Source organism: Undibacterium sp. Ji50W (assembly GCF_049340445.1).
In the GTDB taxonomy this organism is placed as follows: domain Bacteria; phylum Pseudomonadota; class Gammaproteobacteria; order Burkholderiales; family Burkholderiaceae_D; genus Undibacterium.
Genome location: NZ_JBMPOX010000013.1, coordinates 112,472 through 133,503 on the forward strand (window position 1 = coordinate 112,472; position 21,032 = coordinate 133,503).

General features: G+C 51.5%; 14 protein-coding genes and 1 tRNA gene. 10 read left to right on the forward strand and 5 right to left on the reverse strand.

Going from position 1 to position 21,032, the window contains the following annotated elements; translation table 11 throughout:
* Nucleotides 1-197: 197 nt before the first annotated feature.
* The 3 genes from ACO0K9_RS18105 to ACO0K9_RS18115 all read right to left on the reverse strand — a co-directional run bounded on the left by ACO0K9_RS18105 (nt 198) and on the right by ACO0K9_RS18115 (nt 6,252).
* Nucleotides 198-1,640 (reverse strand): efflux transporter outer membrane subunit, encoded by a 1,443-nt coding sequence (locus ACO0K9_RS18105; protein WP_422987443.1) that lies wholly within the window; start codon nt 1,638-1,640, stop codon nt 198-200.
* Nucleotides 1,641-1,642: 2 nt separating this feature from the next.
* Entirely contained in the window at nt 1,643-4,798 is a 3,156-nt protein-coding gene (locus tag ACO0K9_RS18110) for an efflux RND transporter permease subunit (protein ID WP_422987445.1), read from the reverse strand.
* An 86-nt stretch (nt 4,799-4,884) separates the two neighbouring features.
* Complete coding sequence (locus ACO0K9_RS18115) at nt 4,885-6,252, reverse strand: efflux RND transporter periplasmic adaptor subunit (RefSeq protein ID WP_422987447.1); 1,368 nt, start codon at nt 6,250-6,252, stop codon at nt 4,885-4,887.
* 592 nt (nt 6,253-6,844) lie between these two features.
* Here ACO0K9_RS18115 and ACO0K9_RS18120 point away from each other — a divergent pair.
* A complete protein-coding gene (locus ACO0K9_RS18120) occupies nt 6,845-7,525 on the forward strand; it encodes a TetR family transcriptional regulator (protein ID WP_422987449.1) in 681 nt (226 codons plus the stop codon).
* Here ACO0K9_RS18120 and ACO0K9_RS18125 read toward each other — a convergent pair.
* Entirely contained in the window at nt 7,522-8,151 is a 630-nt protein-coding gene (locus ACO0K9_RS18125; protein ID WP_422987451.1) for a trimeric intracellular cation channel family protein, read from the reverse strand. The two genes, ACO0K9_RS18120 and ACO0K9_RS18125, sit on opposite strands and share 4 nt — an antisense overlap.
* A 659-nt stretch (nt 8,152-8,810) precedes the next feature.
* Between ACO0K9_RS18125 and ACO0K9_RS18130 the strand changes: the two genes are divergently transcribed.
* The 7 genes from ACO0K9_RS18130 to ACO0K9_RS18160 all read left to right on the forward strand — a co-directional run bounded on the left by ACO0K9_RS18130 (nt 8,811) and on the right by ACO0K9_RS18160 (nt 16,099).
* Nucleotides 8,811-9,080: a type B 50S ribosomal protein L31 gene (locus ACO0K9_RS18130; RefSeq protein WP_422987453.1), complete on the forward strand. Its 270-nt coding sequence runs from the start codon at nt 8,811-8,813 to the stop codon at nt 9,078-9,080.
* A 250-nt stretch (nt 9,081-9,330) separates the two neighbouring features.
* Nucleotides 9,331-11,085 (forward strand): ArnT family glycosyltransferase, encoded by a 1,755-nt coding sequence (locus ACO0K9_RS18135; RefSeq protein WP_422987455.1) that lies wholly within the window; start codon nt 9,331-9,333, stop codon nt 11,083-11,085.
* Nucleotides 11,086-11,087: 2 nt separating this feature from the next.
* Nucleotides 11,088-12,512: an MATE family efflux transporter gene (locus ACO0K9_RS18140; protein WP_422987457.1), complete on the forward strand. Its 1,425-nt coding sequence runs from the start codon at nt 11,088-11,090 to the stop codon at nt 12,510-12,512.
* Between the two features lie 75 nt (nt 12,513-12,587).
* Nucleotides 12,588-12,672: transfer RNA gene (locus ACO0K9_RS18145), tRNA-Leu, on the forward strand.
* A gap of 247 nt (nt 12,673-12,919) precedes the next feature.
* Complete coding sequence (locus tag ACO0K9_RS18150) at nt 12,920-13,585, forward strand: hypothetical protein (RefSeq protein ID WP_422987459.1); 666 nt, start codon at nt 12,920-12,922, stop codon at nt 13,583-13,585.
* Complete coding sequence (locus ACO0K9_RS18155; protein ID WP_422987461.1) at nt 13,578-14,306, forward strand: Fic family protein; 729 nt, start codon at nt 13,578-13,580, stop codon at nt 14,304-14,306. Before ACO0K9_RS18150 ends, ACO0K9_RS18155 begins: the two co-directional genes overlap by 8 nt.
* Nucleotides 14,307-14,662: 356 nt before the next feature.
* Nucleotides 14,663-16,099 carry an ATP-binding protein gene (locus ACO0K9_RS18160; RefSeq protein ID WP_422987463.1) on the forward strand — a complete coding sequence of 479 codons (1,437 nt, stop codon included), beginning with the start codon at nt 14,663-14,665 and terminating at the stop codon, nt 16,097-16,099.
* A 278-nt stretch (nt 16,100-16,377) separates the two neighbouring features.
* Here the strand turns inward: ACO0K9_RS18160 and ACO0K9_RS18165 are convergent, their stop codons facing one another.
* Nucleotides 16,378-16,743: a hypothetical protein gene (locus ACO0K9_RS18165; RefSeq protein WP_422978290.1), complete on the reverse strand. Its 366-nt coding sequence runs from the start codon at nt 16,741-16,743 to the stop codon at nt 16,378-16,380.
* A 238-nt stretch (nt 16,744-16,981) separates the two neighbouring features.
* On the opposite strand from ACO0K9_RS18165, the gene ACO0K9_RS18170 reads away from it, so the two are divergent.
* Nucleotides 16,982-18,640, forward strand: coding sequence for a VRR-NUC domain-containing protein (locus ACO0K9_RS18170; protein ID WP_422987465.1), 1,659 nt, complete (start codon nt 16,982-16,984; stop codon nt 18,638-18,640).
* Nucleotides 18,637-20,895 carry a helicase C-terminal domain-containing protein gene (locus tag ACO0K9_RS18175; RefSeq protein WP_422987467.1) on the forward strand — a complete coding sequence of 753 codons (2,259 nt, stop codon included), beginning with the start codon at nt 18,637-18,639 and terminating at the stop codon, nt 20,893-20,895. The genes ACO0K9_RS18170 and ACO0K9_RS18175 overlap by 4 nt, the downstream gene beginning before the upstream one ends.
* The last annotated feature ends 137 nt before the right edge of the window (nt 20,896-21,032 follow it).

A 21,032-nucleotide genomic window follows, 5' to 3' on the forward strand; every position in this document is an offset into this window, starting at 1 on the left:
TTGAGAGAATTTTCGTGCTAGTCACAAGCCTATAACGAACAAACAAAAATGGGCGATGACAAGAAACCTGTAAGAGAGCGTAACAAGCGTAAGTTTCAAAATGTAAGTGCATTAAAAATTCAGACGTAAAAAAAGACCGATCTTGCAATCGGTCCTTTCTTTGCTTACTTAGACTAGCAGTTCTTGACCCACATATTTTATTTGCTGGCCAGGCTTTCAGGCTTGGTCCAACCACCACCGACTGCCTTGTAGATACTGACGATGGAAGACAGGTGCGCGCGCTTGGTATCGATCAGGCTGGATTGTGCCTGGAACAAATCCCTTTGTGCGTTCAAGACTTCCAGAAAACTGCTATAGCCGTTCTTGTAGCGCAGATCGGCCAGACGCAGCGAATCCTTCAATGCCACGACACGGCGCTCGCTGGCGGCATTCACCTGCTCGTTAGCCGCTGTATTGTTCAGCGCATCATGGACATCATGGAAAGCGCCCTGCACGGCCTGCACATATTGCGCCAGCGCCTGGGTCTTGCGTGCTTCCGCACCGGCCACTACCGCACCGATGGCACCGGCACGGAACACTGGCTGCGCCAGACTGGCACCCAGGTTCCACAACAGTGAAGCCGGATTCAACAAATCCTGGAACACGCGGGATTCATATCCAGCCGTGGTGGTCAGTTTCACGCTAGGGAAATACTGGGATTTCGCCTGGCCGATATCGGCATTGGCAGCCACCAGGTTCTGCTCTGCCACCAGAATATCCGGACGGCGATTCAGCAGATCAGAAGGCAGGTCAGACGGTACAGTCAATTGCTGGTACAAGCCATCAATCGAATTACCGCGGGCAATCACCGGTTGGGTAATCGCCGTGGCAGAACGTCCCAGCAACACAGCCAGTGCTGATTCGGTATTCGACACAGCCTGTTTGGCCTGGGCGTAACTGATTTCGGCAGCAGCAGTTTCTGATTCAGCCACATGCAAATCCAGCTCACCAACCGCACCTGCGGTATACCGTTTCTGTTGCAGGCGCAAATTCTCTTGCCGGGTTTTCAGTGTCGAATCGGCCAATGCGAGTTGGGCATCACCGGCACGCAGGCTAAAATAAGTCTGGGCTACATTCGCATACAAACTGCTTTGTACCAGACCACGATTGGCTTCCTGCGCCAGCAAACGGGCGCGGGCTGCTTCATCGGCACGTGCCAGCTTGCCCCAGAAATCGACTTCATAGGAAGCTGTCAAACCGATCTGAAAATCCTTGCTGACCGGGTTGGCACCCGCACCCAGCTTGCCAGCATTTTCGCTGGTGCGGCTGCGGGAAGCACTCAAATTCGCATCCACTGAGGGATAGCGGTTGGAATTGGTACCCACCGCCACGGCGCGTGCTTCTTCGATACGGCCTGCTGCCAGCACCAGATCCTGGTTATTGGCAGCGGCTTCATCCAGCAAGCTGTTCAGGGTCGGGTCCTGGAAGCTTTTCCACCAGGAGATATAGTCAGCCGCAGCCAGCTTGTTTTGCGTAGCGATGTTACCCAGGCTGGCCGGGGTGTCCAGGGCCGGACGTTGATAGTTAGGCCCGACCGATGCGCATCCTGCCAGCACCAGGCTGGCAACCAGCGTCGTTAATACTAATTTTGTTCCAGACATCATTATTCCTTCACATCTGCTTGAGGTGCATTGTGCAAAATATGGACAGGGTGTTCAAAATCCTGCTCAGTGGTTTTCAAGCGCCTGTCATTGATCAGCTTGAAGAACAAAGGCACGAAGAAGATCGCCAGGAAAGTCGCTGCCAACATACCGCCCAATACACCAGTACCCAGAGATTGACGCGCAGCAGCACCTGCACCGTGCGAGAAAGCCAGTGGCACCACACCTAAAATAAAGGCCAGCGAAGTCATCAGAATCGGACGGAAGCGCAAGCGGGCCGCTTCCAGCGCCGCCGCCACCGGTGCATAGCCTTCATGCACTTTCATGACCGCGAATTCAACAATCAGAATCGCATTCTTCGCCGACAGCCCCAACAAGGTCACCAGACCAATCTGGAAGTACACGTCATTGTTAAAGTGACGCAAGTACACCGCCAGCAAGGCACCGAAGATACCGAAAGGCATGGCCAGCAAGACCGAGAATGGCAGAGACCATTTTTCATACTGGGCAGCCAGGATCAGGAAAATCATCAGCACGCCGGCACCCAGTGCCAGGCCAGCCGCATTGCTGCTACGTTTTTCCTGGAAGGATGCGCCACCCCAGTCGTACACGACATCGGCTGGCAGGACATTCTTCGCAGCACGTTCCATCGCCGCAATCGCCTGGCCAGAGCTAAAGCCTGGTCCGGCATTGCCCAGCAATTTAATCGCAGGCAAGGCATTAAAGCGCTGTACAGAATCAGGGCCGGTAATGAACTTCACTGTCGTGAAGGCACGCACCGGTATCATCTGGCCAGTGGATGAACGTACATACATGCTGCCGATATCGTCCGGTTTGGCACGATACTGGCCTTCTGCCTGCAACTGCACGGTATAGATACGACCGTTCTTGTTGAAGTCATTGACGTAATAGCTACCCATGGTCGCGGCCAGGGTGTTATACACGTCCGACAAGGCCACGCCCATGGAGCGTGCTTTTTCATTGTCCACGTCTACATACAGTTGTGGTGAATTGGCTTGCCACAAGGTTTTGACACCAGCCAGTTCAGGCTGCTTGTTGGCTTCAGCGATCAGCAAAGGCAACAGTTGTGCCAGGCGCTTGACACCGCCTTCGCCCGCATTTTGCATATAGAACTCAAAGCCACCCGTCTGACCCAAGCCCTGAATCGCAGGCGGGGCAAAGAACAAAGGCAGGCCTTCCTTGATACGGCCAGTTTTCATATAACTTTCGCCCACCATCTGCTGGGCAGACTGGGTGCGCTCTTCCCATGGCTTCAAGGGGAAGAACATGGTTGCAGCAGAAGATTTCAAACCACCACCACCGAGGAAATCCAGACCGACCAGGGCAAAGGTGGTATCGATGTTCTTGTTGGTTTTCATGATGGATTCAACCTGACGCACCATGGCATCGGTACGATCCAGCGACGCACCGTCCGGCATGATGGCTGCACCGATGAAATAACCCTGATCTTCATCCGGCACCAGACCGCCTGGTACGTTTTTCCACAACAGGCCAGTCAATGCGACCATGCCCAGCACCAGTGCCACACCCAGCACAGCACGCTTCATGAAGAAGGTGACGCCATCGGTATAACGCTTGGTCAGACGCAGGAAGGCTGCGTTAAACCAGGTGAAGAAACGGTTGTGATTTTCTGAACCAGGTTTGAGCAAGATCGCGCACAAGGCCGGTGTCAAGGTCAACGCAACGATACCAGACAAAACCACGGCGATGGAAATCGTGACCGAGAACTGACGATACAATTCGCCCGCCAGACCACCAAGGAAAGCGATAGGACCAAACGCCGCTACCAGCACCAGCACAATCGCGATCACCGGGCCAGTCACTTCATGCATCGCTTCAATCGCCGCATCTTTCGGCGTCATACCTTCTTCATTGATCAGACGTTCGACGTTTTCCAGTACCACGATCGCATCATCAACCACAATACCAATCGCCAGCACCATACCGAACAGAGTCAGGGTATTGATGCTGTAACCCAGCAAATGCAGACCGGCCATGGTACCAATCAACGATACCGGCACCGCCAGTGTCGGGATGATGGTCGCACGCCAGCTTTGCAGGAACAGGTACACCACGATAAACACCAGCACCATGGCCTCTGCCAGGGTTTTCAAGACCTCAGAGATGGACTCTGTCACGAAAGGTGTGGTGTCATACGGCGTGGCATATTCCATGCCTTCAGGGAATTTGGCTTTCAGGTCTTTCAGGGTTTGTTCTACTGCCTTGCGGGTTTCCAGCGCATTCGCGCCAGTCTGCAAGAACACACCAATATTCGCGGATGGGTGGCCATTGACGCGACCATACAGGTTGTAATCCTTGGAACCCAGTTCTACCCGCGCCACGTCAGAAATGCGGATGGCAGAACCACCCTTGGCTGACTTGACGATGATATTGGCAAATTCAGACGGTTCCAGCAAACGACCTTTGGCCGTGACTGTCATCGTCAGTTCTTCGGTATTATTTGGTGGTGCACCAACTTTACCGGCTGCGTACTGCGCATTTTGCTCGGTAATCGCAGTGGCAATATCGGCAACCGTCACACCCAGTTGCGCCATGCGGTCAGGACGCATCCAGATACGCATAGCATAATCCTTGGCACCGAAAATCTGGATATTGGTGGTACCCGGCACACGCTTCAATGCATCCAGCACATTCTGGGTTGCATAGTTGGACAGATACAGCGCGTCATAGCGGTTATCTGGCGAGAACAAGGCAGCTACGACCAGGAAGTTGGACGAGCTCTTGGACACCGTCACACCCTGGCGTCTTACCTCTTGCGGCAACTTGGCATCTGCCTGACGTACGCGGTTGTTGACGTTAACCGCAGCAATATCAAGATCGGTACCGACTTCAAATGTGACGTTGATCGATACCCGACCGTCAGCAGAAGAAACCGAATCCATATACAGCATGTGTTCCACACCGTTGATCTGTTCTTCGATAGGGCCGGCGACGGTACGTTCAACCACCTCGGCAGACGCGCCTGGATATACTGCAGTCACATTCACTACCGGCGGAGAAATCTCCGGGTAGCGCGAAATCGGCAGGACGCGCAAGGCGGCCAAACCGGCCAGCACGATGATCAGCGACAAGACTGTCGCGAAGATCGGCCGGTTAATAAAAAATTTTGAGAACATGAATAATTCCTTGTAGCCTTAGCTTCGTTATGCAGCGGATAGATCAGCTTGATGTGAGCATATTGCTGGCTTGTTATAGCTTATTATTACTTGGCAGCGCTGGCAGCCGGTGCAGAAGCCACTGCACTGGATGCAGCACCAGCAGATGCTTCCGGTTTGCCTTCTGGCTTGCCGGCAGGTGCTCCGCCTTGTGCTCCGCCTGGGGCACCCGCTGCAGGCGTCGTCGCTGCCTTGGCAGTAATCGCTATCGGGGTCACCGTCATGCCTGGGTCATGCGCCTTGATGAAACCATCCACCAATACACGGTCACCACCTTGCAAGCCTTTGGTCACTATCCATTCACCATGGGACCAGCCATCCAGTTCAATCGGTTTTGGTACCAGCTTGTTGTCTGGTGACACCGTGAACACAATTTTACCCATGGGGCTATCAATCACCGCACGTTGTGGTATCGCAATGGCAGCGCTGCGCGTAGCACCGCTGAGTATCACGCGCACGAACTGGCCTGGGCGCAACGTACCGTCAGCATTTGGCACCTGGGCGCGCGCATCAAAACCACCGGTGGCAGGATTCACTTTTTCACTGACAAAATTCATTTTGCCTGTGGCCGGGGACATGCTGCCATCAGCCAGTTTCAATTGCACATCAAAAGCCAGGCTACCGTTATTGGTTTTCTTGCCTGGCAAGGCAATCTTGCCGGCGCCGACCTCCTTGCTCAATTTCAGGTAATCCGCTTCTGGCACGCTGAAGTTGACATACACAGGGTCAGTCTGGACGATGGTGGTCAGCAAACTATCTGCTGCGGTTACCAGGCTGCCATTGGATTTGGCAGCAATGCCGGTGACACCATCAATAGGAGCCACTACCCGGGTATAACCCAGATTCAGTTTGGCTTCATTAACTTGTGCCTGCACTTGCTTGTAGCTGGCTTCTGCTGTTTCCAGCGCAGACTTGGCATCGTCAAATTCTTTCTGGCTAATGGCTTTTTCTGCTACCAGCGGTGCCAGGCGCGCAAATTCGCGCTTGGACTGGTTCAGCTTGGCTTCGGCGACACCAGCGGCAGCTTCTGCGGAAGCCAGTTGTGTGCGGTAAGCACCCTGGTCAATCTGGAACAGGACTGTGCCTGCTTTGACGCGGGAACCTTCTTCATACAAACGGTTTTCCAAAATGCCGGCAACACGCGCACGCACTTCCGTTTCGCGTGAACCTGCGGTTTGTGCCGCATATTCAAAATCCAGGCCCAGGTTACGTGGCTGTACGGTCACCACATTCACTTCAGGTGGCGGCATGCCACCGGGTGGCGCTGCATTCGCACCCTGCTTGCCGCAAGCAGCCAATACCAGCAAAGGCAGGCTGACGGCAGCAATACGCAAGGCAGGCAAGGCCTGAGTCATGTGGCTGGTAATCGATGAAAGCTTAAAAAACGGAGTAGATAATTGTGCAGGGGAGCGCATGGGAGATTCTTTCTTCTAAATTGAAAGGCGGTGTGCTATTATATACATTCACGAATGTTTGTAAATAAGGTTTTTTAACAGCCCTACAGGAATACAGGGATTTTGGGAAGATCTGGCTCTAACAAACACCGATAGAGTTCGTCAGAAAATTAGCAAATAGATATTTCTACTGTATTCAGAGCAATTAGCATCACCGGCATGACTGGGAGTGCGATATCTATTTTAGAGACGCAAAATGACAACCTGATCTCATGGGCTGCCACAGGTTTGATACGCTTGATACCGAAGCAATAAAACAAGTATAAAGCAGACAAGAAATTTCTGCTGCAAGACAACAAATTTGATGTAGAACAGAGCCGTTTTTACTATTTGTACCAGTATCAATGCGTAACAAAGCAGGCTTTAAAAGCAGAAAAAAGATATAAGCACTTATTTCACTAATAGTAGTGGGAACTCTCGGACCCAGGCTACCGTAGCAACAGTAAAGTTCACTTACAATAACGAAGAGACGATGTAAAAAAATTGTGCGCAGTGATCATTAATCCACGAATCAATCAGTGAATTAATCCGCGACGCACGCAAAGGAAACAAGATGGCCAGAAAGACCAAAGAAGAAGCGCAGGAAACTTATAATACGCTGATCGACGCTGCTGAAAAAGTATTCGCCGAAAAAGGCGTGACCAGCACAACCCTCAATGATGTTGCCCTGGCAGCAGGCATGACGCGTGGCGCTATTTACTGGCACTTCAAAGACAAAAACGCCCTCTTCCAAGCCATGTGTGACCGCGCCTTCCTGCCCATGGAAGCACTGCTCAATGAAATTGCATCGGCACCGCACCAGGATCCGCTGGCAGGCATCAAACAACTGAATTTGCATTTCCTGCAATTGGTGACTAGCAATGAACGCCAGCAAAAAGTATTCAATATCATTTTTCATCGCTGCGAAAAAAACAGTGAACTGATCTTCTTTTCCGCAGAAAATGAAAAACGCATCGAATGCCTTGCCAAAATCCAGGTACTGATGCAGAAAGCCGTCGACCAGGGCACCCTGCATGCCGATACCGATACCTGGATCGCCATGCAGGCGTTACACGCCTATGTCATGGGCATCGTCAACGAATGGTTGTACGATACGCTTGCCTATTGCCTGATGCAACACGGCGAAGACATGATAGATATGTTCATGGCTGGTCTGGTCGCCCGCCCACCATTAAAAAAACCGCGTCCTGCGGAAAAGACATGCAATATGCGGCTGGTGGTCAATCAAAACTAGACCGGTAACTTCCAGTCAAAACGTACTGCCAGCATACGCAGTACGAAGCATATGCCTACCCCAAACCCCAGCGCCACTGCCTCGCTGACCTGCAACCAGTTCAACAGCAGGTAAGCCCAGCAACCGGCAAAAGCGCAGGTCGCATACAAATGGCTGCGCCGGAACACCAGTGGTATCTCATTACAGATAATATCGCGCAAGACCCCGCCAAAAATACCGGTAATGACCCCCATCATGACGCAGACAAACATCGGCATATCTGCCTCTTGCGCCAGCGAAGCTCCGGTCACACTGAACAAACCCAGTCCCAGCGCATCCGCCAGCACAATCGCGCTTTCTGTCACGGCATTGCGTAAATGCCGCAAAAAGGGAATAGCAATAATCGACATCACAAAGATGAGAATAGGGTATTCCTGATTCTCGACCCAAAACAATGGCCGTCTGTCGAGCAGCAAATCACGCAGTGTGCCCCCGCCAAAGGCAGTAATGAAGGCCACCGTAAACACCCCCACCACATCCATGCGCTTGCGCCTGGCTTCAATAAACCCCGAACTGGCAAAAGCCAGTATCCCGGCGACTTCAATGCTATGCAACATCGAACTCATACCCAGATAGCTCGTCGTCATGGTTATCCTTCAGGACTTGGTTTATAAGGTGGGATTTTAGCAATTAGGCCTAGGTTTGTGCTTGGAATATGTTTATCAACGAAATTCAAGACCGCTCACCACAGAGTCACAGAGACACAGAGTCAGCACAGAGAACGACAAGGAAAATCAAAGGGAATCTGGAAGCTCAAGCAAAGAAAGTAGCTTCAAATTCGTCGCTCCTGCGCAGGCACACTGCTGTCCGGAATAATGTGCCTGACAAAAAATGACCAGAAAATCCCCTCCCTTTCAAGGGGAGGGTTAGGGTGGGGATGGGTTTCGGCCGATTAACGATAGATGAATTTACGTCGGAAACCCATCCCCATCCCAACCTGTCCACTGCGCAGCTTGCAAGCTGTTTCGATTCTGTCGGCGCAAAAGAGAAAAACATGCACAATAAACAACATTGTTTCAGTAAAAACTCACCTATCCAACTCACATTTATCTACGATAAGCCCCTATCCCCCACAACATCCCATCGCAAAATCCCCAAATTTCATTGTATAATCATGGGCTTGGCATTTTGGGCATCCAGAATCCAGACTATTAATTAACCTTTGGCAAGTGATAATGCAATCGGGTCAAGAAGCAGGGCGACCGACGAAGTGCTTATTGGCTACCTAACTTATTTTGAGGCAAACATGAGAGATGGCATCCACCCAAATTATCGCGAAGTGTTGTTCCACGACGTTTCTTGCGATTTCAAATTCATCACACGTTCAACTATCAACACCCGTGACAAAGGTGAGTTTGAAGGTAAAGAATATCCAATGGTAAAGATCGAGGTTTCTGCAGAATCTCACCCTTTCTACACTGGCAAACATAAAATCGTTGATACCGCTGGCCGCGTTGAAAAATTCCGCCAAAAGTTCGGCAAAGTCGGTTCCAAGACTTCTATCGCAGAAGGCTAATCGGCGCAGGGGGAACACCGCGCACTCACGCATACATGGCAGCGCGCCGCCAACATTTTTTGTGGCACAGCATGTCTGCAAGCTTGCGAGCATTACAGTCCCTCATAGGGGCCTGATATGTTCCATACAGTACGTTAATGTGTGCTTAACTGTGTTTCCCCACGATTTAAATTAAAAAAGGCAGCCCTGGCTGCCTTTTTTACTAACGCTTTACCCTACAATAAGCATCCTTTCCTTCCATCATTAAGATATGAAGCCAGTCCGACTTCCTGCTGCCGCAACAGTTGCGCTACCGCGCTGGGGAATCTTCGCCCTGTGTCTCTTGTATATCTTGCCCGGCCTGATAGGCCGCGACCCGTGGAAAGGGGACGATGCCGCCGGCTTTGGCATCATGTGGACCATGGTCCATGGCACCCTGGCCGACTGGCTGTGGCCACACATCGTCGGCCTGCCCATGCCCGAAGAAGGCCCGCTGGCATTCTGGCTGGGTGCCATCTGCATCAAATTATTTGGCTGGCTGGTGGGTGAACCCATGGCTGCCCGCCTTAGTACCGGCTTCTTTTTCCTGCTGGGTTGCCTGTCGGTCTGGTATGCCACCTATTTGCTGGGCCGCAGGCCAGAAGCCCAACCGCTGAAACTGGCGTTTGGTGGCCAGCCCGAACCCAAAGACTTTGGCCGCACCCTGGCTGACGGTGCCCTGCTCATCTATCTGGGCTGCCTGGGCCTGCTGGTGCGCAGCCACGAAACCAGCGCAGAAACCCTGCAAATTTCCCTGATCGCCTGCACCCTGTATTTTTGTGTACGCCTGCTGGATGAACCCGGCAAACGCACCGCCATCAAAATCGGCGTCATCCTCGGTTTGCTGGTACTGACCAGGGGCTGGGTGCTGCCCATCGCTTTATTGATCAGCCTGCTGGCTGCCTGCGCTTACCGTCGGCAACGCCAACCCCTACAATACCTGGCCCTGATCAGTCTGCCAGTTGCCTGCATGGTGGCCGCTATCTGGCTGACGGCCATCAACGTTCTGCATCCGTATGACAGCTCGCCGTACCAGGCCTGGATGTTATGGAATTATCGCCAGTTCAATATACCCAATGCAGACAGTGTCGCTTACCTGTTCCGCAATGGCATCTGGTTTAGCTGGCCCGCCTGGCCTTTTGCTGCATGGGCCATTTATGCCTGGCGCAAACAAGAAAAAGCCCTGCACATTTCACTACCTGTCAGCTTCCTGGTCTGCTTTGTCATACTGACCGTCATCAACACCCAATCAGAAGAAGCCCTGCTGTTACCCATATTGCCACCGCTGGCCATACTGGCTGCATTTGGCTTGCCGACCATGAAGCGCAGCGCGATTAATGCGGTGGACTGGTTTTCCGTCATTGTATTTACCACCGTGGCCGGCTTCATCTGGTTTGCCTGGATAGCCGACCAGACAGGCTGGCCAGCCAACTGGGCTGGCAGAGCCAGCATATTGGCCCCTGGTTACAAGACCAGCTTCAACTTCTTTGTCATGCTGATCGCCATGGTCGCCACCGTGGCCTGGTTCCGCCTGGTGTACTGGCGTATATCACGCCAACCTGCCGTCTTGTGGCGCGCCGTCGTGCTGTCCAGTGGTGGGGTGATTTTGTGCTGGTTGCTGTTGCTGAGCTTATGGCTACCATGGGCCAATCAGAAAATCAGTTATGCGCCGCTGTCGCAAGAACTGGCTAAAAATCTGCCAGCCAACTACGGCTGCATACAGGCGCAGATAGGTCCCTCACAACGCGCTTCATTTGCGTATTTTGGCAAAGTAAAATTTTCCGGCTTCTCTGACACCAACTGCCGCTTGCTGCTGATACAAAACAGTAAACGTGACCATCAGGCTCAGGCCCAAGCCCAGACTCAAGGCCAGGATCAGGAACTGGCGCTGCCAGCCGAATACAAACCCGAAGAATGGACTGCCATCTGGTTCGGTCACCGCGCCGCCGACAACGATGAAGTATTTACCCTGTACCAGCGTAAATAGTCATGAAATTCGAACACCCCAGCACCCTCAGCGGCAATATCAAACGCATCGCCTCACTGTCATGGCCCATGATGGTGGGCCAGATGGCCGTGGTGGGCAACGGGGTGATCGACACCGCCATGACCTCGCGCTTTTCAGCGACTGACCTGGCGGCACTATCCATAGGCATCTCGATTTACGTCAGCATCTTTGTTGGGCTCAACGGCATACTGCAATCCATCTCCCCCGTCGTCGGCCAATTGTTTGGCGCACGCAAGTTCAAACAGATAGGCGCAGAAATCAAACAAGGCGTGTGGCTGGGCCTTTTCCTGGCCTGCATAGGCTGCCTGATACTGCTCTTTCCAAATGGCTTGCTATCCATCGCCAAAGCCTCGCCAACACTGAATGACAAGGCCGCGCAATACCTGCAGATATTGGCCATCGCCCTGCCCGCCACACTGGGTTTTCGCATCTATGGTGCGCTCAATAATGCAGTGGGTCGCCCCAAAATGGTCATGGCGATACAACTGGCAGCACTGGCGATCAAGATTCCGCTCAATACCCTGTTCATTTTTGGTGGCCTCGGCATACCTGCCATGGGCGGCCCCGGCTGTGCCGCAGCCACCGCCGTCAATGCCTGGCTGATGCTGCTGACCGGCTGGCTCATGCTCAAGCACGTTAAATATTACGATGTGTTTGCCCTGTTTGGCAGTGGCTTTGTCAAACCCAACTGGAAAGCCCTGCGCAGCCTGCTTAAGCTTGGCATCCCCATGGGTTTAAGCTACCTGATCGAAGTCACCGCCTTTGCCTTCATGGCCCTGTTTATCGCCAGGCTGGGCGAAGTGGCCGTATCTGGCCACCAATTGACCGCCAACTTCGGCACCATTTTGTACATGCTGCCGCTATCCATCGCCAGCGCCACCGGCACCCTGGTAGCACAAGCCATTGGCGCCAAACAAATGCAGGTAGCCCGCGTCACCGGCAATGCCGGCATCATCCTGGCGGCCATGCTGGCCGTGCCGATAGGTGTCATCATCTGGTTCAGCCGCGACCTGATCCTGCACGCCTATACATCCAACCCACTGATCATTGCCGCCGCCCTGCCCCTGTTCACCTTTATATCGGTGTACCAGATTTTTGATGCGATACAGGTCACCACCGCCTTCATCCTGCGGGCCTATAAAATCGCCATCGTCCCCACTATTTTGTACGCCTTTGCCCTGTGGGGCTGCGGCCTGGGCGGCGGCTTTATCCTCGGTCTGGACCCCTATCACATCAGCCCCGCCTTCCTGCACGGCGCTGCCGGTTTCTGGATGGCCAACAGCACCAGCCTGGCCATCGTCGCCTTCAGCCTGTGGTACTACCTGCGCATCGTACAAAAACGCTTCCCCACACCCGCCATGTGGCGCCGGAACGTCAAATTTGAACGCCCCGACATGACCCCCTGAACAGGAACCTAAAGCAGCAGAATCAGCCGCCGCTTGCAAAAATTTGACAGCTCTGTCATAATTTCGGTCTGCGTTGCCGAGATGGCGGAATAGGTAGACGCACGGGACTCAAAATCCCGCGCCGCAAGGCGTGCCGGTTCGATTCCGGCTCTCGGCACCAAAAGCATTCGTAAGGCTCTCCATGTGAGGGCCTTTTTGCTTTTCAAAGCGCTTTTCTTTCATGCGTATATGCAAAAGATTAGTGTATCTAAACCCTTCAATAAATTCCATTCAAGCATTATCCAAGACCCGCTATTTGACAACAAACAAGCACCCAAAAGCAGCGCTTGAAAACCCGTAAGTGTTTGACTTAAAAGGGCTTTCATGAAAGAATGGACTCACTTGATTGATCAGATTAAGGCCAGAAAATGAAACTATTAGAACGAGTTCAGACATCAATTGATCACAGCTCAAGTCCAATAGTGTTGCGCTCTGAGCTTAGCTCTTTAGGCAGCGCATCTCAATTAAGCAAGTCTCTTAAAACGCTGATAAGCAATGGCCATTTGATACGCATTGGTTCAGGCATGTATGCCAAGTCCAGACAAGACTCTCAGGGCATTCCTCAATTGCTAGATACTATCGAGAAAATTGTAGAAGCAGCATTTAAAAAATTAGGCATAAAAGCCAAAGTTATCCGCATCGAATCCAATGGCGCGCAACAGATTTGCCACGTCAATACCGAGCAGCGTAGCATCTCGCGAAAACTGAACATTGCCCCATACATACTGAAGTATACCAATACCTCACACCATGCCAAGAATGCCTCGCCTACATCCATGCCGAAAGAGCTGGATAAGCTCCCGACAACCGGCGTATCAGAATTTGTCCAACGTTTCGCCAATGCACATAACGTAGCCTATGCTCGTTCAGGACTGGACGATTGGGCAGAAGCAGTGACTCAAGCATCAGGCGACAGCGTTCAATTAGATCAAATCAGCAAACTATTAATCACCCTGAAAAAGCAACATTTGATCGATGGCCAGCAACTGGCCAGGCTAATTACCAATCATCTGAAAGAAACAGCAAATGTTTGATCCCTTCGGCGACTATGAAACAGCCGGATACCTTCGCAACATTGAAAAACTTAAAAATTCAGAGATCATCAAAATTCAAGAGCATGTCTTCTTTGAAGCAAATCTCGAAGACGCAATTGCCTACCTAAAAGCTATCAATGGGCCGATAGCATACGATCACTTCCTCAAGGTCCATCAAATACTCTTCGGCGAGTTTTACCCGTGGTCTGGCCAGGACCGTCACATGCTCGGAGTTGGGCGCTTAATTAGCAAAGGCCAACACATTCAATTTGAAGCAGCCGAGTTATGCCGCCGCGCAGTTGAATGGGGGCTTGAATTGGGAAATGACGCAAAGACCATGCAGACAAAACCCGGTACTGTTATGGGCATGTTCGCTTGGGGCCATCCATTTCTTGATGGTAATGGAAGAACTATGCTGCTTGTTCATACCGAATTGTGTTCTCGCGCCGATTTTTCGATTGACTGGCAATCGTCCGTCAAAGGCAACTACCTGCAATCCCTTACGCGCGAAATCGAAACACCAGACAAAGGCATACTTGATGCATACCTAAAACCATTTGTGCGCACACTCCAAACCACGCAACATTGGGCAGAATCAATAAAGGCAATTCCCGGCCTGGATGGAAATAGCAATGCAATCCCAAATATCGTTTATAAGAACAGCGACGCCGAAGCCAATAAACGCTATGAAGAATTTAAGCGGATGAGACAGAAACAATGAAATCGATATCCAAAACTCCATACATCAAGGCGCGCAGGACGCCGCCGGAGTCATTGCGCAAATGCCCGTGCGTTACCGCATACCAACGAAATTGGCTGTGTACGGTACCTACATCATGCCAACTGGAATTGCTCGGCTGGATGCTGAACGACTCTAACTTTGCGGAACTGTTGTATTAGCTCAACCTTGGTGAAAAGCGACTACAGCCCCGATCAATATCCGAGAGATTTATGAGTCAATTCTAAACCTACGCTAATGCAACTTAATCAATTCATGAACACATTGCTTTATTGCCTAATGAGTAACTCTCGATTACACTACAATCTCCAACGACGGAAAATCAGACAAACCATATCATGGCCATTCCGCTTAAGAAAATCACCCAGGCACAATATTCAGATCTCTTGAGAATAGAAGAATCCCACTTTGTAGATCTGAAAAGCTCAGAAATTTCACCAGCTAGCCTCACAAAGACGATAGCTGCCTTCTGCAACACCAGCGGAGGTGAAATCTATGTCGGTATTGAGGAGGCAGAAAGCGATGAAGGAGCTATTCGCATTTGGTCAGGATTCCCAAATCAAGAGGCGGCTAATGCTGTTTTCCAAGTACTGGAGAAAATGACTCCCCTTGCTAATCATTACGAAGCAGTTTTTCTGGAGGCTGAGGGGGCTAACGGACTAGTGCTGAGTTTGACTACATTCAAAACCCAGGAAATTTTGCAAGCCTCCAACGGGAAAACTTATGTTCGGCGAGGGGCGCAAAACCTTCCAGTAGACGGTGAAGCCGCATTAGAGAGGTTGAAGTATGACAAAGGAATAAAAACATTTGAAGACCAACTAACTCCAGCATCAATCGAAGAAGTCGGCAATTCGATGATAACTCTTGAATTTCTCCTAGAAATTATACCGTCAAGTGAGCCAGACCAGTGGCTTACAAAACAGCGAGTTTACCTGGATGGAAAAGTTACGGTCGCTGGAGTGTTATTGTATTCAGACCAGCCCCAGACAATACTTCCAAAACGATCAGCCATCAAAATTCTCCGTTACCAAACAAAAAATGAGGGGGAACGCGACTTCCTTGCATTTGATCCAATGACAGTGGAGGGCCCAATTTACTCATTAATTTTCGACGCAGTCGATCACTGCAAAAAATTAATTGAGGATATTAAAAAACTTGGCCCTGACGGTATGGAACCCATCGAATATCCGGAAGAGGCGCTTCATGAAGTCGTTACAAACGCGGTTTTGCACCGAGATTACAGCATACCCGCAGATGTGCAAATCAGGATATTTGACAATCGAATTGAAGTTGAAAGCCCGGGTAGATTGCCGGGTCATGTAACAATTGAAAAAATCACAAAGACACAGTTCGCTAGAAACCCTAAGCTGGTTAGGCTGGTAAACAAATTCAAAAATCCACCAAATAAGGATGTAGGCGAAGGCTTGCGTACAACCTTTGAGGCAATGGATAAATTACGTCTTAAAAAACCAATTATTTCCGAGAAAGATGACTCAGTACTTGTAATATTGCGCCATGAGAGCCTCGGCTCACCAGAACAGCTTGTGATGGAATACCTAGAGAAGCACGATGAAATTTCCAATTCCACCGGCAGAGAAATTACCGGCATAAAATCGGAAAATACAATGAAGGAAGTTTTCTATCGTCTTCGCGATAGAAACAAACTGGAACAAGTTCCAAATCGCTTAGGGAATAAGGCTGCCTGGCGCGCCAATCAGGATATACAGGTTCAAACTGAACTTACTCTAGGACCCACAGATCCGAGCGAAAGCTAACGATACCTAAACGCTGGCAAAACTTAATTCGTTAAATAGCCTTTCCTCAAGGTACCCAAACGATACACCGTGTCTTGCCACGTTTCACAAATGATGCGGTTCATGCGGGCCACTAGCTGGCGGTATTGGTCAGACAGAGTTTTTCCAGTTCATCCGGGGTAGTAGAACGTTGCAAAGCCAAACCACCTCAAAATTTAATAATTTATTAACCGAAACCATAAAATCGAACATGTGAATTAGAAAAACAAAAACCCTTTGGGGAATCCGTCACACTAATCTCAGTACCTATGCTCATCCACCAAATGCTTATTAAAGCTGTACTTGCTGCCGCCTTGCAGCACATCGGTCAGGCGTTTGGGGTTGCCGGCTGAGATGAAGATGTCGGCGATGCCGTCCTTGACGCGGAACTTTGTGGCGGGGCTGAGGATGTTGTTGGCTTTGATCATCAGGTGACGGATGATTTTGGCTTTTTCGCTACAGATGAGGAAGTGGTTTTCTTTTCTGAAGTTGGTCAGGGGGATGTTAAGCCACCAGCCTTCGTCATTGCCATAGCGCACGACTTGTGAGAATTGGGTGTTGCCGTCGTTCAGGACGTTGGCTTGCAGGGAATCGTTGGCGATCTGGATGGCTTCAGCTTTGTTCATTTTTGTCTTATGTGGGTGTTTTGGGCGGGGCGATTAGCAGAATGGCTGTTTGGGTGCTCGACGGAAACCCATCCCCATCCTTACCTTCCCCTTGAAGGGGAAGGAGTCATAGCAGCATTTTAACCGCTAGGCCTTCAACACAGACGGAAATGCTCGCGGTTCTCGTTTACCCTTCATAGCAGATTGCGTTAAACTGTATGCATATACAGTTATTTAAACGCTATTTACCCTCCCCCGCATGCTTGCCAATCTGGCCTACCCCTTCTACTACCTTGAAAACTTCCAGACTGTGCTGGATTGGGTGGCTGGGCGCTATGCGGATTTGCTGGTGGCGGATGAGCAGGACTTTATTACTCAGTTTCCCCGCTTGCCGCAGGCTTCACGTGCCTTGTATGTGCGTATGGTGATGCGCAAGGGCTGCGTGTTCAGAGTAAGTAAGCTCAACTATGCCGAGATTGGCGATACCCGTGCGGCCATGCAGGCCCTGGTGGACGTGGGCTGGGTGCAGGCTGATGCTGTGGTTGATATTGCGGGCTTGTTTGATTTACTGCAAAAACCGGAACTGGCGCTGGCTTTTGCCATGTCACCTGCTGAGAAAAAATTGCAAAAGGCAGATCAACTGGCGTTGCTGGGCTTGCAGCATACGGGCAGCAAGGCATTTTCTGGCTGGTGTGCAAGCTTGGATGATGTCGCTTATCAGGTGCTGAACAAGGATTTGTGCGACCGGCTGCGGCTGCTGTTTTTTGGCAATCTGTATCAGGATTGGTCAGAATTTGTGTTGTCTGACCTGGGTATTTTTCAGTATGAAAAGGTGGAATTTTCTGCGGCGTCGCGTGGCTTTGGCAGCCGTGCGGATATTGATGCTTACCTGGCCTTGCATGCCTGCCGCGAAGCCTTTCATGCGGAGCAGCCTGTGCCTGAGGTGTTGGCGCAACTGGCTGCCACTGGCCTGCATGCGCTGGACAATGCCTGGCTGGCCAGCCGTCGCAACCGCTTGCTGTATCAGATTGGTGAACACCTGGAAAAGCAAAAAGACTGGGCGCTGGCGCAGCAGGTGTATGCGGGCTGCACTTACCCTGGTGCGCGTTTGCGTGCCATACGTGTGCTGGAAAAAAGCGGGCAACCCCTGGCGGCTTTTGATTTGCTGGTGCTGGCACAACAGGCACCAGAGAGTGAGGCAGAACACCAGCAGATGTTGCGCATTGCCCCACGCCTTTGTCGCAAGCTGGGCCTGGCTAAAGTGGCTGCGGCGACCAGTACGCCACCCACAGAACTGGCCTTGCGCCTGCCGTTTCCGCAAGAAGATTATGTGGTCGAATATGTGGTACGTGATCATTTAAGCTGTGATGAGGCGCCGGTGTTTTATGTAGAGAATGCGCTCATCAATTCTTTGTTTGGCTTGTTGTGCTGGCCAGCTATTTTTAAGGCGATACCGGGGGCGTTTTTTCATCCCTTTCATCGCGGACCTGCGGATTTATTGAGTGCCGATTTTCAGGCGCGACGGGCAAATGATTTTGCTGCCTGTTTTGCGCAGCTGGAGTCAGGTGCTTATCGCCAGACCATACGCGACACTTATACCGCCAAATTTGGCTTGCAATCGCCCTTTGTGTTTTGGAGTGCCTTGTCTGAAGACTTGCTGGAGATGGCGCTGACATGTATACCCGCGCAACACCTGAAACATAGTTTTGAGCGCATCTTGCTCGACATCAGGGCCAACCGCAATGGCTTCCCTGACCTGATACAGTTTTGGCCGCAAGAACAGCGTTACCAGATGATAGAGGTCAAGGGCCCTGGCGATAAGCTGCAAGACAACCAGAAACGCTGGCTGGATTTTTGCGCCACGCATGGCATGCCGGTCACCGTATGTTATCTGGAATGGCAAGAGGCTGATCAGTGAGTGCTGAAGGTTATACCGTAGCCGTGCGGGCGCTGTGTGAATTCACAGCAAAGCAGGGTGATCTTGATTTGCGCTTCACGCCCTCCCCCACTGCCGAGCAAGGCATGGCCGGGCATACGACGGTGGCCTTGCGCAGAAACGGCAGTTACCAGCGTGAAGTTAAACTCGAAGGCCAACATGGCCGCTTGCAGGTGCGTGGCCGTGCCGACGGCTATGACCCTGATCTGCAACAGGTAGAAGAAATCAAGACCTATCTGGGTGACCTGCACACCATGCCAGACAACCACCGGCATTTGCATTGGGCACAGGCCAAGGTATATGGACATTTGTTATGCCAGCAGCTGGGCTTGCAAAAAATCAGCGTGGCGCTGGTGTATTTCAATATACAAAGCCAGAAAGAAACAGTATTGCAGCAAGAACTTGGTGCTGCTGAGCTGGCAGATTTTTTTGCCTTGCTGTGTGGCCGCTTTATTGCGTGGGCAGAACAGGAAGTGAGTCACCGTGCTGCGCGTGACGTGGCTTTGGCAGACATGGTTTTTCCCCATGCAACATTCAGGCCGGGGCAACGACAACTGGCTGAAGCCATGTACAAGGCCAGCAAGCGCAGTTGTTGTCTGCTGGCGCAGGCGCCCACTGGCATAGGCAAGACCATAGGCAGTTTGTTTCCGTTGTTAAAGGCCACCGCAGAACACAAGCTGAACAAGATTTTTTATCTGGCAGCCAAGACATCAGGCCGGCAACTGGCTTTGCATGCTCTGACCAACATACAAAACAGTACACCATCTTTGAACCTGCGCACGCTGGAACTGGTGGCAAAAACCAAAGCCTGCGAATACCCGGAAGCCGCCTGTCATGGCGATGCCTGCCCGCTGGCCAAAGGCTTTTATGATCGACTTCCTGCGGCCCGTGCCGCCGCCGCTGCCGTTAATCAGCAATTGCTGGATAAGGAAGGCTTGCGCAACGTCGCCCTGGCGCATCAGGTTTGCCCCTATTACCTGGGCATAGAAATGGCACGCTGGGCCGATGTCATCATTGGTGACTATAACTATTATTTTGACATCCACGCTTTGCTATATGGCTTAAGCGTGGTGAATGACTGGCGTGTGGCCGTGCTGGTGGATGAGGCGCACAATATGGTGACGCGCGCACGCCAGATGTACACGGCAGAGTTGCAGCGCGATAGCCTGAAGCAACTGCGCAAGACACCCCCATTAGTACTCAAGAAACCATTGGACAGACTATATCGCGCATGGCTGCAACTGGAAAATGAACAAACGCCAGACTATCAAGCCTATGCAGAGATACCAGAAAAATTGCTGGCTGCATTAACGCGCCTGTGCACTGAAATTGGCCTTTACTTTGCCGACAACCCCAGCCAGCTGGCACCTGATTTGCAGCAATTTTATCTGGATGCCCTGCTGTTCAACCGCCTGGCAGAAAGCTTTGCTGATCATTCGCTGTTTGATATCAGTAAAGAACAGGGCACATCGACGCTGTGCATACGCAATATCGTACCAGCTGCATTTTTAACGCCGCGCTTTGCAGCCAGCCATACGACAGCCTTATTCTCGGCCACGCTCAGCCCCTGGAATTATTATTGCGATACTTTAGGCTTACCCGAAACTACCGCCTGGGTGGATGTGGAATCACCCTTCTCTGCAGATCAACTGACCGTGCATATCGTGGACAAGGTATCCACCCGCTATGCCGACCGCAGCAATTCTGTCGCGCCCATCATGGCATTGATGGCGCAGCAGTACCATGCACAGCCAGGCAATTATCTGGCGTTTTTCAGCAGCTTTGATTATCTGGCCCAGGTCAGCAGCAGCTTCATCCAGCACTACCCCGATATCCCGGTACGCTTGCAAACCCGGCGTATGAATGAGGCAGATCGTGACGATTTTCTGGCGCAATTTACCGAAGACAGCCAGGGCATCGCCTTTGCCGTGCTGGGTGGTTCTTTTGGTGAAGGCATAGACCTGCCCGGCACCCGCCTGATCGGTGCCTTCATCGCCACCCTGGGTCTGCCACAGCTTAACCCCATCAATGAACAAATCAAACTGCGCATGGATAAAATATTTGGGTCGGGGTATGACTATGCCTATCTTTACCCAGGCTTGCAAAAAGTGGTGCAGGCTGCGGGGCGGGTGATACGGCAGACGGATGATAAGGGCGTGGTGTATTTGATTGATGACCGCTTCGGGCGTGGGGATGTACGGGCTTTGTTGCCGGGGTGGTGGTGGGTGAAGCCCTAGTGTTTAAATCCCCTCCCCTTCAAGGGAGAGGGCTAGGGTGGGGATGGGTTTCGGTTGATCAATACCTGCAATCAAATCTCAAAAGAAACCCATCCCAACCTTCCCCTTGAAGGTGAAGGAGTGCAAAACAAGCACCC

Coding starts and splice junctions, on each gene's coding strand:
- ACO0K9_RS18105 (WP_422987443.1), bottom strand. CDS start 1,640: ATGTCTGGAACAAAATTAGTATTAACGACGCTGGTTGCCAGCCTGGTG.
- ACO0K9_RS18135 (WP_422987455.1), top strand. CDS start 9,331: ATGAAGCCAGTCCGACTTCCTGCTGCCGCAACAGTTGCGCTACCGCGC.
- ACO0K9_RS18170 (WP_422987465.1), top strand. CDS start 16,982: ATGCTTGCCAATCTGGCCTACCCCTTCTACTACCTTGAAAACTTCCAG.
- ACO0K9_RS18140 (WP_422987457.1), top strand. CDS start 11,088: ATGAAATTCGAACACCCCAGCACCCTCAGCGGCAATATCAAACGCATC.
- ACO0K9_RS18160 (WP_422987463.1), top strand. CDS start 14,663: ATGGCCATTCCGCTTAAGAAAATCACCCAGGCACAATATTCAGATCTC.
- ACO0K9_RS18125 (WP_422987451.1), bottom strand. CDS start 8,151: ATGACGACGAGCTATCTGGGTATGAGTTCGATGTTGCATAGCATTGAA.
- ACO0K9_RS18130 (WP_422987453.1), top strand. CDS start 8,811: ATGAGAGATGGCATCCACCCAAATTATCGCGAAGTGTTGTTCCACGAC.
- ACO0K9_RS18150 (WP_422987459.1), top strand. CDS start 12,920: ATGAAACTATTAGAACGAGTTCAGACATCAATTGATCACAGCTCAAGT.
- ACO0K9_RS18110 (WP_422987445.1), bottom strand. CDS start 4,798: ATGTTCTCAAAATTTTTTATTAACCGGCCGATCTTCGCGACAGTCTTG.
- ACO0K9_RS18120 (WP_422987449.1), top strand. CDS start 6,845: ATGGCCAGAAAGACCAAAGAAGAAGCGCAGGAAACTTATAATACGCTG.
- ACO0K9_RS18115 (WP_422987447.1), bottom strand. CDS start 6,252: ATGCGCTCCCCTGCACAATTATCTACTCCGTTTTTTAAGCTTTCATCG.
- ACO0K9_RS18165 (WP_422978290.1), bottom strand. CDS start 16,743: ATGAACAAAGCTGAAGCCATCCAGATCGCCAACGATTCCCTGCAAGCC.
- ACO0K9_RS18155 (WP_422987461.1), top strand. CDS start 13,578: ATGTTTGATCCCTTCGGCGACTATGAAACAGCCGGATACCTTCGCAAC.